Source organism: Streptomyces luomodiensis, from assembly GCF_031679605.1.
Lineage (GTDB): Bacteria > Actinomycetota > Actinomycetes > Streptomycetales > Streptomycetaceae > Streptomyces > Streptomyces luomodiensis.
The window spans coordinates 3,840,334-3,854,389 of the sequence record NZ_CP117522.1 but is presented as its reverse complement, the minus strand read 5'-3'; the positions used below and the strand labels follow the sequence as shown (position 1 = coordinate 3,854,389).

Annotated in this window: 9 protein-coding genes; 2 read left to right on the top strand and 7 right to left on the bottom strand. The window is 68.6% G+C overall.

Going from position 1 to position 14,056, the window contains the following annotated elements; genetic code table 11:
* Window positions 1-122: 122 nt before the first annotated feature.
* The 5 genes from qcrB to PS467_RS16045 all read right to left on the bottom strand — a co-directional run bounded on the left by qcrB (window position 123) and on the right by PS467_RS16045 (window position 6,809).
* Window positions 123-1,805, bottom strand: a complete 1,683-nt coding sequence (qcrB, locus tag PS467_RS16065) for a cytochrome bc1 complex cytochrome b subunit (RefSeq protein ID WP_311035863.1) — start codon at window positions 1,803-1,805, stop codon at window positions 123-125.
* Between the two features lie 180 nt (window positions 1,806-1,985).
* Entirely contained in the window at window positions 1,986-3,389 is a 1,404-nt protein-coding gene (locus PS467_RS16060) for a GH1 family beta-glucosidase (protein WP_311035862.1), read from the bottom strand.
* Between the two features lie 137 nt (window positions 3,390-3,526).
* Entirely contained in the window at window positions 3,527-4,438 is a 912-nt protein-coding gene (locus PS467_RS16055; protein ID WP_268972200.1) for a carbohydrate ABC transporter permease, read from the bottom strand.
* Between the two features lie 17 nt (window positions 4,439-4,455).
* Window positions 4,456-5,472, bottom strand: a complete 1,017-nt coding sequence (locus PS467_RS16050) for a carbohydrate ABC transporter permease (protein WP_311035861.1) — start codon at window positions 5,470-5,472, stop codon at window positions 4,456-4,458.
* A gap of 5 nt (window positions 5,473-5,477) precedes the next feature.
* A complete protein-coding gene (locus PS467_RS16045; RefSeq protein ID WP_311035860.1) occupies window positions 5,478-6,809 on the bottom strand; it encodes an ABC transporter substrate-binding protein in 1,332 nt (443 codons plus the stop codon).
* A gap of 279 nt (window positions 6,810-7,088) precedes the next feature.
* Between PS467_RS16045 and PS467_RS16040 the strand changes: the two genes are divergently transcribed.
* Window positions 7,089-8,147, top strand: a complete 1,059-nt coding sequence (locus tag PS467_RS16040) for a LacI family DNA-binding transcriptional regulator (protein ID WP_311035859.1) — start codon at window positions 7,089-7,091, stop codon at window positions 8,145-8,147.
* A 119-nt stretch (window positions 8,148-8,266) separates the two neighbouring features.
* Here PS467_RS16040 and PS467_RS16035 read toward each other — a convergent pair whose 3' ends face one another.
* Together PS467_RS16035 and PS467_RS16030 are read right to left on the bottom strand one after the other, a co-directional pair.
* The gene (locus PS467_RS16035) at window positions 8,267-9,634 is read right to left on the bottom strand and encodes a glycoside hydrolase family 6 protein (protein WP_432280592.1); all 1,368 of its coding nucleotides are present in this window, start codon (window positions 9,632-9,634) and stop codon (window positions 8,267-8,269) included.
* Window positions 9,631-10,818 carry a glycoside hydrolase family 5 protein gene (locus PS467_RS16030; protein WP_311035858.1) on the bottom strand — a complete coding sequence of 396 codons (1,188 nt, stop codon included), beginning with the start codon at window positions 10,816-10,818 and terminating at the stop codon, window positions 9,631-9,633. The genes PS467_RS16035 and PS467_RS16030 overlap by 4 nt, the downstream gene beginning before the upstream one ends.
* A 309-nt stretch (window positions 10,819-11,127) precedes the next feature.
* Between PS467_RS16030 and PS467_RS16025 the strand changes: the two genes are divergently transcribed.
* On the top strand, window positions 11,128-14,016 hold the full coding sequence (locus PS467_RS16025; protein ID WP_432280591.1) for a glycoside hydrolase family 48 protein: 2,889 nt from the start codon (window positions 11,128-11,130) through the stop codon (window positions 14,014-14,016).
* The last annotated feature ends 40 nt before the right edge of the window (window positions 14,017-14,056 follow it).

Below are 14,056 nucleotides of genomic sequence, written 5' to 3'. Positions count from 1 at the left end.
CCACACCGCCCGTCAGCCGCCTGAACCACACAAGCCCCACGAACACACCCCCCACGGCACCCCCCACACGGCGGGGCGCGGACGGACTCCCACCCCGCCGCGCCCCGCCGTTTCCGTCCGCCCTACGGGCGCTGGGGCTCCTCGGCCCGCACCTCCTCCTCGTGCCGCTCGTGCTCCTCGACCTGCTCCCGCGTGGGCTTGGCGATCTGGCCGTCGGTGCCGAAGTAGCTCCGGGACAGCCGGACGCGCAGCCGGTCCTTGAAGGGCAGCCTGCGGGTGACCCCGGCCTCGTCGACCGAGGGCGGCAGCGCCAGCGGCTGGTACTGCTCGAACGAGGTCAGCGTGTACTTCTCGGCCGGCGACAGCGGCTCGTGCACATCGATGAACTCGCCGTGCGGCAGCCGCTGGATCATGCCGGTCTCCCGGCCGTGCAGCAGCTTCTGCCGGTCCTTGTGCTGGAGCCCGAGGCAGATCCGCTTGGTGATGACGAAGACCACGACCGGCGCCACGAAGAAGCCGATCCGGCAGGCCCAGGTGATCGCGTTGATCGACAGATGGAAGTGGGTGGCGAGCAGGTCATTGCCACCGCCCGCCAGCAGAACCGCGTACAGGGCGATCCAGGCGGCGCCGAAGGCGGTGCGGGTCGGGGCGTTGCGCGGGCGCTCGTTGAAATGGTGCTCGCGTCTGTCCCCGGTGATCCACGCCTCCAGGAACGGATAGAGCCAGATCACCAGCAGCACCGTGGGGAAGATCAGGAACGGGATCAGCACCCCGAGCACCAGGGTGTGGCCCCACAGATTGATCTCCCAGCCCGGCATCAGCCGGATCAGCCCCTCCGAATAGCCCATGTACCAGTCGGGCTGGGCGTCGGTGGACACCTTGTCGGGCCGGTAGGGGCCATAGGCCCAGATCGGGTTGATCTGGGCGATGGCCGACATCAAGGTGGTGACGGCGAAGACCAGGAAGAAGAAACCGCCGGACTTGGCCACATAGACCGGCCACAGGGGCGGCCCCACGATATTCATGTTCCTGCGGCCGGGTCCCGGATGATGTGTGTGCTTGTGGTAGACGAGCAGAATCATATGGAGCGCCAGCAGCCCGAGCATGATGCCCGGAATCAGCAGCACATGGACCGTGAACAGCCGGGGCACGATCGACATCCCCGGGAATTGCCCGCCGAAGAGGAAGAACGACAGATAGGTGCCGATGACCGGGATCGACAGGATCGCGCCCTCCATGAAGCGCAGACCGGTGCCCGACAGCAGGTCGTCGGGCAGCGAATAGCCCATGAAGCCGTCGAACATCCCGAGAATCAGCAGCCCGGCGCCGGAGAGCCAGTTGATCTCGCGGGGTTTGCGGAAGACGCCGTTGAAGAACGTCCGCATCATATGGACGATCATGCTGGCGATGAAGACGACCGCCGCCCAGTGGTGGACCTGCCGCATCAGCAGTCCGCCGCGTACGTCGAAGCTGATGTCCAGCGTGGACGCGTACGCCTGCGACATGCGGACGCCGTTCAGCGGCGTCCACCGGCCGTTGTAGACGACCTCGTTCATCGCCGGTTTGAAGAACAGGGTCAGATAGACGCCGGTGAGAATGATGATGATGAATGTGTAGAGGGCGATCTCACCGATCAGGAAGGACCAGTGGTCGGGGAAGACCTTGCGCAGATTGGCCTTGGCCATCGTGAAGAGACCCACCCGGCCGTCGAACCAGCCGGCGAGGGTCTCGCCTTTTCCGGCGGGCGCGCGCCGTCCGGATCCCTCATCGCGGAACCTTTGCCGACGCTCCGGAAATGCTCTCATGTCTCAATGGATTTACCAGGCGTTCCCACCCGGTGACGGCCCTCTTCGGCCGGGTGGATCAGGGCGTCATCCCATTGATGGAAGAAGGCACCGGCCCGGTTGCGCCCGGGTGCGCGCGCCCCGTCCGGCCACCGCGGCGCCGCCCGCCCCCCGGCGGGCGGCGCCGCGGACGAGGGCCCGCTACGCCGCCGGAAGCTCCCCGGTGCGGGCCACCCGGGCGTACCAGTGGGCACTGGACTTGGGCACCCGGGCCTGGGTCGGATAGTCGATGTAGACCGCGCCGAAGCGCTTGCTGTAGCCGTACGCCCATTCGAAGTTGTCCATCAGCGACCACAGGAAGTAGCCGCGCAGATCGGCGCCGTCCGCGATGGCCTGGTGGGCGGCGGCCAGATGGGCCTGGAGGTAGTCGATCCGCTGCGGGTCGTGGACCGCGCCCTCCGCGTCCGGCTTGTCGTCGAACGCCGCGCCGTTCTCGGTGATGTACAGCGGTACGCCCGGCGCCTCACGGCTGTAGCGCATCAGCAGGTCGTGCAGTCCGCTCGGGTCGATCGTCCAGCCCATCTCGGTGCGCTCGCCCGGGGTCTGGTGGAAGGAGACCCGCTCCGAGCCCGGCCAGGGGGAGTGGGAGCTGTCGCCGTGGCCGTCGTTGCGGGCGGCCGATTCCTCGTCGTCGGCGGCTGATACCAGGGACGGGGTGTAGTAGTTGATGCCCAGCGCGTCCAGGGGGTGCTTGATGACGGCCAGGTCGCCGTCGCGGACGAACGACCAGTCGGTGATCGAGGCGGTGTCCCGGATCAGATCGCTGGGGTACGCACCGCGCAGCAGCGGACCGCTGAAGACGCGGTTGGCCAGCGCGTCGATACGCCGCTGGGCGTCCAGGTCCTCCGGCTTGTCGGTGAGCGGCCGGACCACCGCCGGGTTGAGGCTGATGGCGACCTGGGCGCGGGCGGGCAGCGCGGCGCGCAGCGCCTGGGCGCCGAGGCCATGGGCGAGGTTCAGGTGGTGGGCGGCGCGCAGCGGGGCCAGCCGCTCGGTGCGGCCCGGGGCGTGCACCCCCGAGCCGTAGCCCAGGAAGGCGCTGCACCACGGCTCGTTGAGGGTGGTCCAGAACTCGACGCGGTCGCCGAGCGCCCCGGCCACGATGCCCGCGTACTCGGCGAACCGCTCGGCCGTCTCGCGCTCCGGCCAGCCGCCCGCGTTCTCCAGCTCCTGGGGGAGGTCCCAGTGGTAGAGGGTGAGCACCGGCTGGATGCCCGCGCCCAGCAGCTCGTCCACCAGCGCGCGGTAGAAGTCGAGCCCGCGCTGCACGGCCGGTCCCCGGCCGGTGGGCTGCACCCGCGACCAGGACACCGAGAAGCGGTACGCCCCCAGGTTCAGCTCCGACATCAGCCGGACGTCGTCGCGGAAGCGGTGGTAGTGGTCGACGGCCACATCGCCGGTGTCACCCGCGAGCACCTTGCCCGGGGTATGGCTGAAGGTGTCCCAGATGGACGGGGTGCGGCCGTCCTCCTGTGCGGCGCCCTCGACCTGGTAGGCGGCCGAGGCCGCGCCCCACAGGAATCCGGGCGGGAAGGAAAGAGTCATGGAAGCGCTCCCATTCGAGGTCGTGGTGGGGCGTGAGGGGAGGGGAGAGACGGCGGACGGGAAGGACGGGAAGGACGGGAAGGGGGGACGGACGGTCGCGGGTGTGGGGGGAGGGGCGGTGGGCCGGGCGCGAGCCGCTAGCCCTTGACCGCCCCCTGCATGATGCCCCCCACGATCTGCTTGCCGAACAGGACGAAGGCGATCAGCAGCGGCAACGTGCCCAGCAGCGCACCCGCCATGATCACCGACTGGTCCGGGATGTACCCGCGGCCCAGCCCGTTCAGGGCGACCTGGACCGTCGGGTTGCCGGTCTGGGTGAGCGCGATGATCGGCCAGAAGAAGTCGTTCCACGCCTGGACGAAGGTGAGCATCCCCAGCACGGCCATGGCCGGGCGGGCCGCCGGGAAGACCACGTGCCAGATGATCCGCAGACTGCTCGCACCGTCCATCCGCGCCGCCTCGATCAGCTCCGTCGGCAGCGCCTGGCTGAGGTACTGCCGCATGAAGAACACCCCGAAGGCGGTCACCAGCGTCGGCAGGATGACGGCCTGCAACTGGTCGGTCCACTCCAGCTTGGCGACCACCATGTACAGCGGTACGACGCTCAGCTGGGGCGGCACCATCATCGTTCCGATGGTGAGCATCAGCAGCAGGTTCTTGAAGCGGAAGCGCAGCTTGGCGAAGGCGAAGCCCGCGATGGTCGAGAACAGCACGGTCCCGGCCGCGATGGTGCCGGCCACCACGGCCGTATTGAGCAGCGCGGCGCCCATGTTGGCGTCGTTCCACGCCGTGTCCAGGTTGCTGAAGAGGTTGCCGCCGAACCAGAAGGGCGGTGGCGTCTCGGCCAGCCGGGTGTTGGTGCGGGACGCCGCGATGGCGGTCCACACCAGCGGGAACAGCGAACCCACGGTGAAGACGATGAGCACCGTATAGGTGATCCAGCCGCCGTGCAGCTGCTTACCGGCCCGGTTGCGGCCCTTGCGGGCCGGGGGCGGCGCGGCGGGCGCGGGGGCCGCCGGGGGAGACGTGGCAGACACAGTGGTGGTCATGGTGGTCCTCGTCTCCCTCACTGGCTCTTCCGCAGCCGTCGCGACACCAGCCAGTTGACGGCGGCGATCAGCAGCAGGATCAGGAACATGGTCCAGGCGATGGCCGAGGCCCGGCCCAGGTGCAGATTCACCCAGCCCTGTTCGTACATGTAGAGCCCGAGCGTCTGGAACTGGTGGTCGGCCCCGCCGGTGGCGCCCGCGCTGCCGTTGAACAGCAGCGGCTCACCGAAGAGCTGGGTCGCCCCGATCGTGGACACCACGACGGTGAACAGGATGGTGGGGCGCAGCGAGGGGATCGTGACATGCACGAACTGCTGCCAGCGGGACGCCCCGTCCAGCGCCGCCGACTCGTACAGATCGCCCGGCACGGCCTGCATCGCGGCCAGGTAGATCAGCGCGTTGTAGCCGGTCCAGCGCCAGATCACGATCGTGGAGACCGCGAGCTGCGAGGTCCAGGTGCCGTTCTGCCAGTCGATCGGATCGATGCCGATCGCGTCCAGCGCCCAGTTGACCATTCCGTAGTCACGGCCGAAGAGCAGCACGAACACCAGCGTCGCGGCCGCCACCGAGGTGGCGTACGGGGTGAGGATGGCGACCCGGAAGAACATCGAGCCGCGCAGCTTGTAGTTGAGCAGATGGGCCAGCCCCAGCGCCATGACCAGCTGCGGCACGGTCGAGATGACCCCGATGGTGAAGGTGTTCTGGAGGGCGTTCCAGAAGAACTCGTCGTCCCACAGCCGGGAGAAGTTGTGCATCCCGGCCCACTCCATATGGGTGGGGTCGGTCAGCTCCACCCGGTGCAGCGCGGCCCATCCCGTGTAGAGCAGCGGGAAGAGCCCGAAGGCGGCGAAGAAGAGGAAGAACGGGGCGATGAAGGCGTACGGGCTCCACCGGATGTCCCGGCGGTAGCGGCGGCTGAGCCGTTCGCGCCGCCGCTGTTCCCGGGGATCGAGGGGCGACGTCTCGGCGGCGCGGCGCGGGGCCGCGCCCCCCTGCCCTGCGGGGGGCGCGGCGGTACCGGAAGTGGTCGGCATCCGGGTCACTGGTCCAGCGCGTTGTCGATCGATTTGGTCGCGGCCTTCCAGCCCTCCTCAGGGGACTTGCCCTGCTGGTCGACCTGGAGCAGGCCGATGTCCGCGATGTTCGAGGCGATGATCTGGTCCTTCGGGCCGAGTACCTGGACCGGAATGCCCTTGGCGGCCTGGGTGAAGATCTGGCCGATCGGCGCGTTGTCGAAGTAGGGGTGCTTGGCGGTGGACACCTTGGGCAGGGAGTACGAGGCCACGGCGCTCGGCCAGCTGCCCCGCTTGGCGAACAGCTTGGCCTGCTGCTCCGGCGCGGTCAGCCAGGCGACGAGCTTGGCCGCCTCCTCCTTGTGCTTGCCCGCCTCCGGTACGCCGAGGAAGGATCCGCCCCAGTTGCCGGGCTTGGGGGCGGCGGCGACGTCCCACTGGTTCTTCGCCTTGTCCCCGGCCTTCTCCTGGATGTAGCCGAGCATCCACGGCGGGCACGCGACGGTGGCGAACTTCCCGTTGGCGAACGCCTGGTCCCAGGTCTTCTGGAACTGCTGGAGCTTGGCGGTCAGATGCCCGGTGGCCGCCTTGGTGGCGATGTCCCAGGCGTCCTTCACGGCCGGGCTGTCCTTGTAGACGACCTTGCCGCTCTTGTCGTAGTAGCGCTCGGCGCTGCTGGAGATCACCGCGTTGTACACACCGGAGGCCGCGTCGACGAAGGTGGTGTCGCCGGGCGCCTTCTTCATGTACTTCTCGCCGGCCTCCAGGTACTTGTTCCAGTCGCCGGACCACAGCTGGCCGACCTTCTCACGGTCGGTGGGCAGCCCCGCCTTCTGGAACAGGTCCTTGCGGTAACAGATCGCCATGGGGCCGATGTCGGTCCCGAGGCCGATCGTCTTGCCGTCCTTCGTGGTTCCCTGCTGCCATTTCCAGTCGAGCCAGTTCTCTTTCTTGACGCCCTCTGTCTTCGAAAGATCAACGAACTTGGCCGCCTGGGTCTGGCCGACCTCGGTGATATTGGCGATCTCGATGCCCTGGACATCGGCCAGACCACTGCCCGTGCTGAGGTGGTTCAGCAGCTGCGGGTAGTAGTTCTCATTGCGCTCGATGACCGTCTGCTCGATCTTGATGTCCGGGTGGAGCTTCATGTACTCGTCGTAAAGGCCGGCTTCCTCGAAGCCGAAGGTGCCGAAGAGGCCCATGGTGATGGTGGTCCCGCCACCGCCCCCGCCCCCGGACTTTCCGCTCTTGCTGTCGTCGCCGTCGTCGGCGCAGCCGCTGAGCAGCCCGGCTCCTAAGGCGGCGACGGCCGCGAGGACCACCGCTCTGCTGCGGTAACTACCAGTGCTCCTGCGCATTCCGTCCTCCTAGCGCCCCGCCCAACGGCTTCCGGCCGAAAAACAGTGATACGTGGTTCTTTGCGATGCATCGAGCCGGGCGGGCATCGTGCGGGTTGTGTATGGCTCAGGTACTGTGGGAGCGCTCCCAGCTGTGATGTGTTGAAGGGTCGCCGCTCCCCGCTGGGGTGTCAAGGGAGCGCGCGAAACAACTTCCCGAAACCACACTGCTGTTGAATGTCCCCGCAGGCCGCCCATCGGGGGGTTGGAACTGCGGGTACGGACGGCTGGAGGCGCGATATGGCAGGAACGCGGCGGCATGGCGCGGGGCGGGGCGCGGGACGGGGAAGGCCGACCCTGGAGGAGGTCGCGGCCCGCGCCGGAGTCGGCCGCGGCACCGTCTCCCGGGTGATCAACGGTTCGCCCCGGGTCAGCGACCGCACCCGTACGGCCGTGGAGCAGGCCGTCGCCGAGCTCGGCTATGTGCCGAACCGGGTGGCCCGCGCGCTCGCCGCCAACCGTGCCGACGCCGTCGCCCTGGTCATCCCCGAGCCCGAGACCCGGCTGTTCGCCGAACCGTACTTCTCCGACATCATCCGCGGGGTCGGCGCCGAACTCGCCGACACCGACCTGCAACTGCTGCTGACCCTCATCCGCACCCCCAAGGAACGGCAGCGGCTCGCGGACTACCTCTCCGCACACCGGGTCGACGGGGTGCTGCTGGTCTCCGTCCACGCGGACGATCCGCTTCCGGATCTGCTGGAGCAGATCGAGATGCCGGCGGTGCTCAGCGGCCGTCGTTCGGCGCATGAATCGGTCCCGTACGTCGACTCGGACAACACCGGCGGTGCCCAGTCCGCCGTGGAGCATCTCATCGGCCGCGGCCGTTCGAAGGTCGCCACCATCACCGGCCCGCTGGACATGTACGTCGCCCGGTGCCGGCTGGAAGGCTACAGCGCCGCGGTCCGGGCGGCGGGCCGCGAAGTGGAAGCCGAACTCGTGGCGACCGCGGACTTCACCGAGGAGGGCGGCCGCCGGGCGATGCGCCAACTGCTCGACCAGCGACCTGACCTGGACGGGGTCTTCGCCGCCTCGGACGTGATGGCCGCGGGCGCCCGTCAGGTGCTGCGCGAGAACGGGCGCCGCGTCCCGGACGACGTGGCGCTGGTCGGCTTCGAGGACTCGGCCGTCGCCCGCCATATGGACCCTCCGCTCACCAGCGTCCGGCAGGCCACCGAGGAGATGGGCCGGGCGATGGTGCGGGTGCTGCTGGAGGAGATCGGGGAACCGTCGGACCGTACCTCCAAACGGCCCCAACTGGTCCTGCCCACCCAGCTGGTGCGCCGGCAGTCGTCCTGACATCCAGCCGTTCTGACCTGCGGTCGTCCTGAAGTTCAGTCGTCCTGACGTGCAAAAGGCAGCAGGGCCGGTGGACGCAGTGCGTCCACCGGCCCTGCCTCAGGGGACGGGTCGTACGATTACAGCGCCGGGTAGGCGTTCTTCAGCAGCTCCTGGAACTGGGCCGAGAACCAGTGGCCCGACAGCGGAGCGTTCGCCAGCGCCCCCGACATGTTGTAGCCGTTGCGCGCGTTGCCGGTGTACGTCGGGTCGCACATCCGGTCGAAGCCCTTGCCCTCGTCGTTCGGGATCTCGGAGCTCGCGCCGTCCGACTCGCCCGGGGGCTTCATCCAGACGTACGCGTCGATCCCGGACGCGGGTGCCGCCTTGGGCCGCTCACCGAGCCCGGCGCCGGACTGGTTGCACCAGTTGCCGATGTGGATCCGGCGGTCGTAGCGCCCGCCGTCGACGTAGGTGTCCACGCTGGTCTTCGCGCCGGGGCCGGTGGGCCGGGCCGAGCCGCCCCAGCCGTTGCGGGAGGTGTCGATCAGCGCGCCGATGTTGCTCGGGAAGCCGACGTTGACCAGCTCCTGGCGGAACGCCTGGGCGTAGGACAGCTCGTCGACGTACCGGTTCCAGTCCACCCACTTCGACTGGCGCACGGTGGTGCCGTTGACCGAGTCGTTGATGGTGAAGTTGTTCTCCTTCAGCGCGCTGAAGTTGGCCGTGTTGGTGATGATGCCGGCCACCTTGTCGACCGTGCTGCCCTCGGCCGTCGCCGCCTGCTTGATCACCTGTGCGGTGGGGTTGAAGTTGTCGTCCCAGCCGATCCAGCCGTGGTGCCCGGCGTCGATGTAGTTGTAGACGTTGCCGATGGCACCCAGCTTGTTCAGGGCGTAGCCGACGCCCTTCACATAGTTGCCGTTCGCCTTCATCGTGTCGCACTCGGGGGTCGCGGTGGCCTTGCCGCCGGTGTTGGTGACCAGGTTGGGCAGCGAGTCGACCTCGATCGTGTTGACGATCCGCAGACTTGAGTTGGCGTACTTGGACTCGGAGAGGATCGCCGCGATCGGGTCGATGAACTGCGTCTTGTACTTGTCGATCTCGGTCGGGCCGAGCTCGCCGTTGGACGCCAGCGCGGAGCAGTCACGGCCGGGCAGGTCGTAGACCACCAGCTGGACCACGGTCGGACTGCCACCCGACTGCTTCAGCGCCTCGTCGAGGTGGGCGCGCAGCCCCATCGCGCCGTTGACACCGTTGATCGCGGCGATCCGGTCCAGCCAGATGCCGGTCGGCTGGTTGGAGATCTTACTGCCGCCGGGCTCGGCGGCGGCCTTCGCCGACCAGTCGGGGTTCACGTACACCTTGGCGCCCGAGTACGGGTTGTCGACCTTCGCGGCGGCCGCCCTGCCGCTGTCCCCCTGGGCGGACGCCACGCCGGTCAGCGCCCCCATGGTCAGCGCGGAGGCGGCGAGCAGGGTGCCCGCCATTCGGATTCTGCGGCTCATTGCATTCCCTTCAGGTGATCACGGAGTCCCACGCCGAAGTTGGTCGGCGTGCCGTTGTAATCGCTGATCAGAGACGGGCCCGAGGAACAGTCCCAGGTGTTCCAGGTCCACCCCAGATACGAGGCGCCCTTGGCGTCCAGCCAGGCCATGACCCGGTCGATATAGCCGTGGGAGCAGGTGTTCTCGCCGATCTCGCCCGCCACGAACGGGACCTGGGCGATGACCGGGGCCAGCTGCTGGTCGAAACAGCTCTCACTGGCGCAGGTGTTGAAGTTGTAGCCGTGCCAGGCGGCGGCCAGGTTGCCCGCCGGGTCGTTCGGCTTGTACGTCAGCCACTGGCGCAGATCGTTGGAGTAGGCCACCCCCGGGATCAGGACCAGGTTCTTGGCACCGGTGGCCCGTACCGCGTTCAGCAGGGTCTGCATCCCGGCGACCGGGAAGTCGATTCCGGGGCAGCTCCCGCCGTCGCGCCAGCACTTCCACGCCGCCGTGAGGTCGGAGGTGGCGCGGTCCGGGAACGGCTCGTTGAACAGGTCGAAGACCACGGCCTGGTCGTTCCCGAAGGTCCGGGCGACCGAGGTCCAGAAGGCCGGGGTGTACTGGGCGTCCGGCATCGGCTTCTGGCAGGTGGCGTACTCGGTGTCGGGGCAGTGGCTGTCCCCTCCGGTGTACCTGCCGTGGGTCCAGTGGAGCTCGACGACGGGCGTGATGCCATGGGCCTCCAGCCGGGCGACGAGCGCCTTGACCGCCGCGATGTAGTTGGCCCCTCCATAGGCCGGGTTGATGTGGGAAAGGCCCAGCCAGCACTCCTCGTTGAGCGGGATCCGGACCGTGTTGACCTTCCAGTCCGCGATGGCCTTGACGGACGCGTCGTCCACCGGGCCGTCGAAGATGCCGCGCCCCTGGACGCACATGAACTCACCGCCGGAGCGGTTGACACCCAGCAGCCGCCGGGTGGCTCCCGTCTCGTCGACGAGCTTGTTGCCCGAGGCGCGCAGCTTCGGCGGTGCGGCCTCGGGGGCGAGTCGCTTCGACGGTGCGCCGGCCGGACCGGCCGCCGCCGGCGCGGTCGTCGTCGCCGGGGCGCTCGCCGCCGTGGCGGCGGCGGCCGGCACCAGGGCGGTGCCCGCCAAGGCCAGGGCCGCGGCGGCCGCCAAGGCGTAAAGGCGCGGTGGTGCTCGCATGGAGCGACTCCTTGAGGTCCACGCGCCGCTCGATGCGGCGCAGACTGCTGGAACCGCTCCCACTGGTTGAAGTGAAGGTAGCGCTCGGCGGGCGCATGTCAACAGATCCCGTTCACGAATTATCGGTCGAAGACGTTCGACGACCCGGTGTTGTTCAAAGACTTGACACCCTTTCAGGCGCGCACGAACCTTGGGAGCGCTCCCACTGGTTCGCACACCCGGTTCCTTCCCCACCACCCGCACGAACCGCGAGGAGGTCCCCCGATGCGCGCACAGCGTGGCTCGCCCTTGTCAGGGACGCGATTACGGATGAGACGGCTGATGACCGCCCTGGTCGCCGCCCTCTCGCTCCCCGTGGCCATGACCGCCGCCGGAGGCGCCCCGGCGCACGCCGCCGCGGTCCAGTGCGGGGTCGACTACAAGACCAATGACTGGGGCTCCGGCTTCACCGCCGAGCTGACCATCAGCAACCCCGGCGCCGACGCCATCGACGGCTGGACCCTGACCTACGCCTACGCCGGCAACCAGAAGCTGAGCAACGGCTGGAACGGCAACTGGTCACAGTCCGGCAAGACCGTCACCGTCACCAACGCCGCGCACAACACCAAGATCGCGGCCGGGGGCAATGTCACCACCGGCGCCCAGTTCAGCTACAGCGGCACCAACACCGCCCCCACCTCCTTCGCCGTCAACGGCGTGGCCTGCCGGGGCGCCCACCAGCCGCCCATCGCGGTGCTGAGCAGCCCGTCCCCCGGCGCCGTCTTCACCTCCGGCGGCACCGTCCCGATGACGGCCACGGCCGCGGCGGCCGACGGTGCCACGATCACCAAGGTCGAGTTCTACAGCGACACCAAGCTCCTCGGCACCGACACCACCTCCCCGTACGCCTTCGACTACACCGACGTCCCGGCCGGCGACTACTCGCTCTATGCCAAGGCGTACGACAGCCAGGGCGCCTCCGCCGAGTCCACCCCCGTCGGCATCCATGTGGCGGCCGGGCCCGCGCTGGTGGCCAGCCCCGGTCAGCTCGGGGTGCAGCAGGGCAAGACCGGGACGTTCGGGGTCAAGCTGTCCACCCAGCCGTCCGGGAACGTCACCGTCTCCGTCGCCCGTACCTCCGGCAACACCGGGCTGACGATCTCCTCGGGCGCCACCCTCACCTTCACCCCCGCCAACTGGGACACCGCCCAGCAGGTGACCATCGCCGCCGCGGACAGCGGCACCGGCGCCGCCACCTTCACCGCGACCGCCGCCGGCCACACCAAGGCCGAGGTCACCGTCACCCAGCTGGCCGCCGCCAAGGTGTACGACGCCCGCTTCCTGGACCTCTACAACAAGATCACCGCACCCTCGGCGGGCTACTTCTCGCCCGAGGGCGTTCCGTACCACTCGGTGGAGACCCTGATCGTCGAGGCCCCCGACCACGGCCATGAGACGACCTCCGAGGCGTACAGCTACCTGATCTGGCTCCAGGCGATGTACGGCAAGGTCAGCGGCGACTGGTCCAAGTTCAACAACGCGTGGGACATCATGGAGAAGTACATGATCCCCACCCACGCCGACCAGTCCACCAACAGCTTCTACAACGCGTCCAAACCGGCCACCTACGCGCCCGAGTGGGATCAGCCCTCCCAGTACCCCTCGCAGCTCAACGGCAATGTGGCGGTCGGGAACGACCCCATCGCCGCCGAGCTGAAGAGCGCGTACGGCACCGATGACATCTACGGCATGCACTGGATCCAGGACGTCGACAACGTCTACGGCTACGGCAACGCCCCCGGCAAGTGCGAGGCGGGGCCGAGCGACACCGGTCCGAGCTATGTCAACACCTTCCAGCGCGGCCCGCAGGAGTCGGTCTGGGAGACCGTGACCCAGCCCACCTGCGACAGCTTCAAGTACGGCGGCAAGAACGGCTATCTGGACCTGTTCACCGGCGACGCCGCGTACTCCAAGCAGTGGAAGTTCACCAACGCCCCCGACGCCGATGCCCGCGTCGTCCAGGCCGCCTACTGGGCCTCGGAGTGGGCCAAGGCGCAGGGCAAGGGCGGCCAGATCTCCGGCAACATCGCCAAGGCCGCCAAGATGGGCGACTACCTGCGCTACGCGATGTACGACAAGTACTTCAAGAAGGTCGGCAACTGCGTCGGGGAGACCACCTGCGCGGCCGGCAGCGGCAAGAACAGCTCCCACTACCTGCTGTCCTGGTACTACGCCTGGGGCGGCGCCACCGACACCTCCGCGGGCTGGTCCTGGCGCATCGGCTCCAGCCACGCCCACGGCGGCTACCAGAACCCGATGGCGGCCTGGGCCCTCAGCTCGTACGCCGACCTCAAGCCCAAGTCCGCGACGGGCGCGAGCGACTGGTCCACCAGCCTCAAGCGCCAGCTGGAGTTCTACCGCTGGCTCCAGTCCAGCGAGGGCGCCATCGCGGGCGGCGCCACCAACAGCTGGCAGGGCCGCTACGCCACGCCGCCGTCGGGCACGTCCACCTTCTACGGGATGTACTACGACGAGAAGCCGGTCTACCACGACCCGCCGTCCAACCAGTGGTTCGGCTTCCAGGCGTGGTCCATGGAGCGCGTCGCGGAGTACTACAACCGCACCGGTGACGCCTCCGCCAAGACGGTCCTGGACAAGTGGGTCAAGTGGGCGCTGTCCGAGACCACCGTCAACGCCGACGGCAGCTACCGCTTCCCGTCCACCCTCCAGTGGTCCGGCCAGCCCGACACCTGGAACGCCGCCAGCCCCGGCGCCAACGCGAGCCTGCACGTCACCGTCGCCGACTACACCAACGACGTCGGCGTGGCGGCCGCGTACGCCAAGACCCTGTCCTACTACGCCGCCAAGTCCGGCGACACCAAGGCCAGGGACACCGCGAAGGCGCTCCTGGACGGCATGTGGAACAACTACCAGGACGCCCTGGGCATCGCGGTCCCGGAGACCCGCGCCGACTACAACCGCTTCGACGACCCGGTCTACGTGCCCAGCGGCTGGACCGGGACCATGCCGAACGGTGACACGATCAACGCCGGCTCGACCTTCGCGTCGATCCGCTCCTTCTACGAGGACGACCCGGCCTGGTCGAAGGTCGAGGCGTATCTGAAGGGCGGCGCGGTCCCGAGCTTCACGTACCACCGGTTCTGGGCCCAGGCGGACATCGCGCTGGCGATGGGGTCGTACGCGGACCTCTTCGAATAGTCGGATCAGCTGGGCAGGTCGTCAGCCGGCCACCACCGCA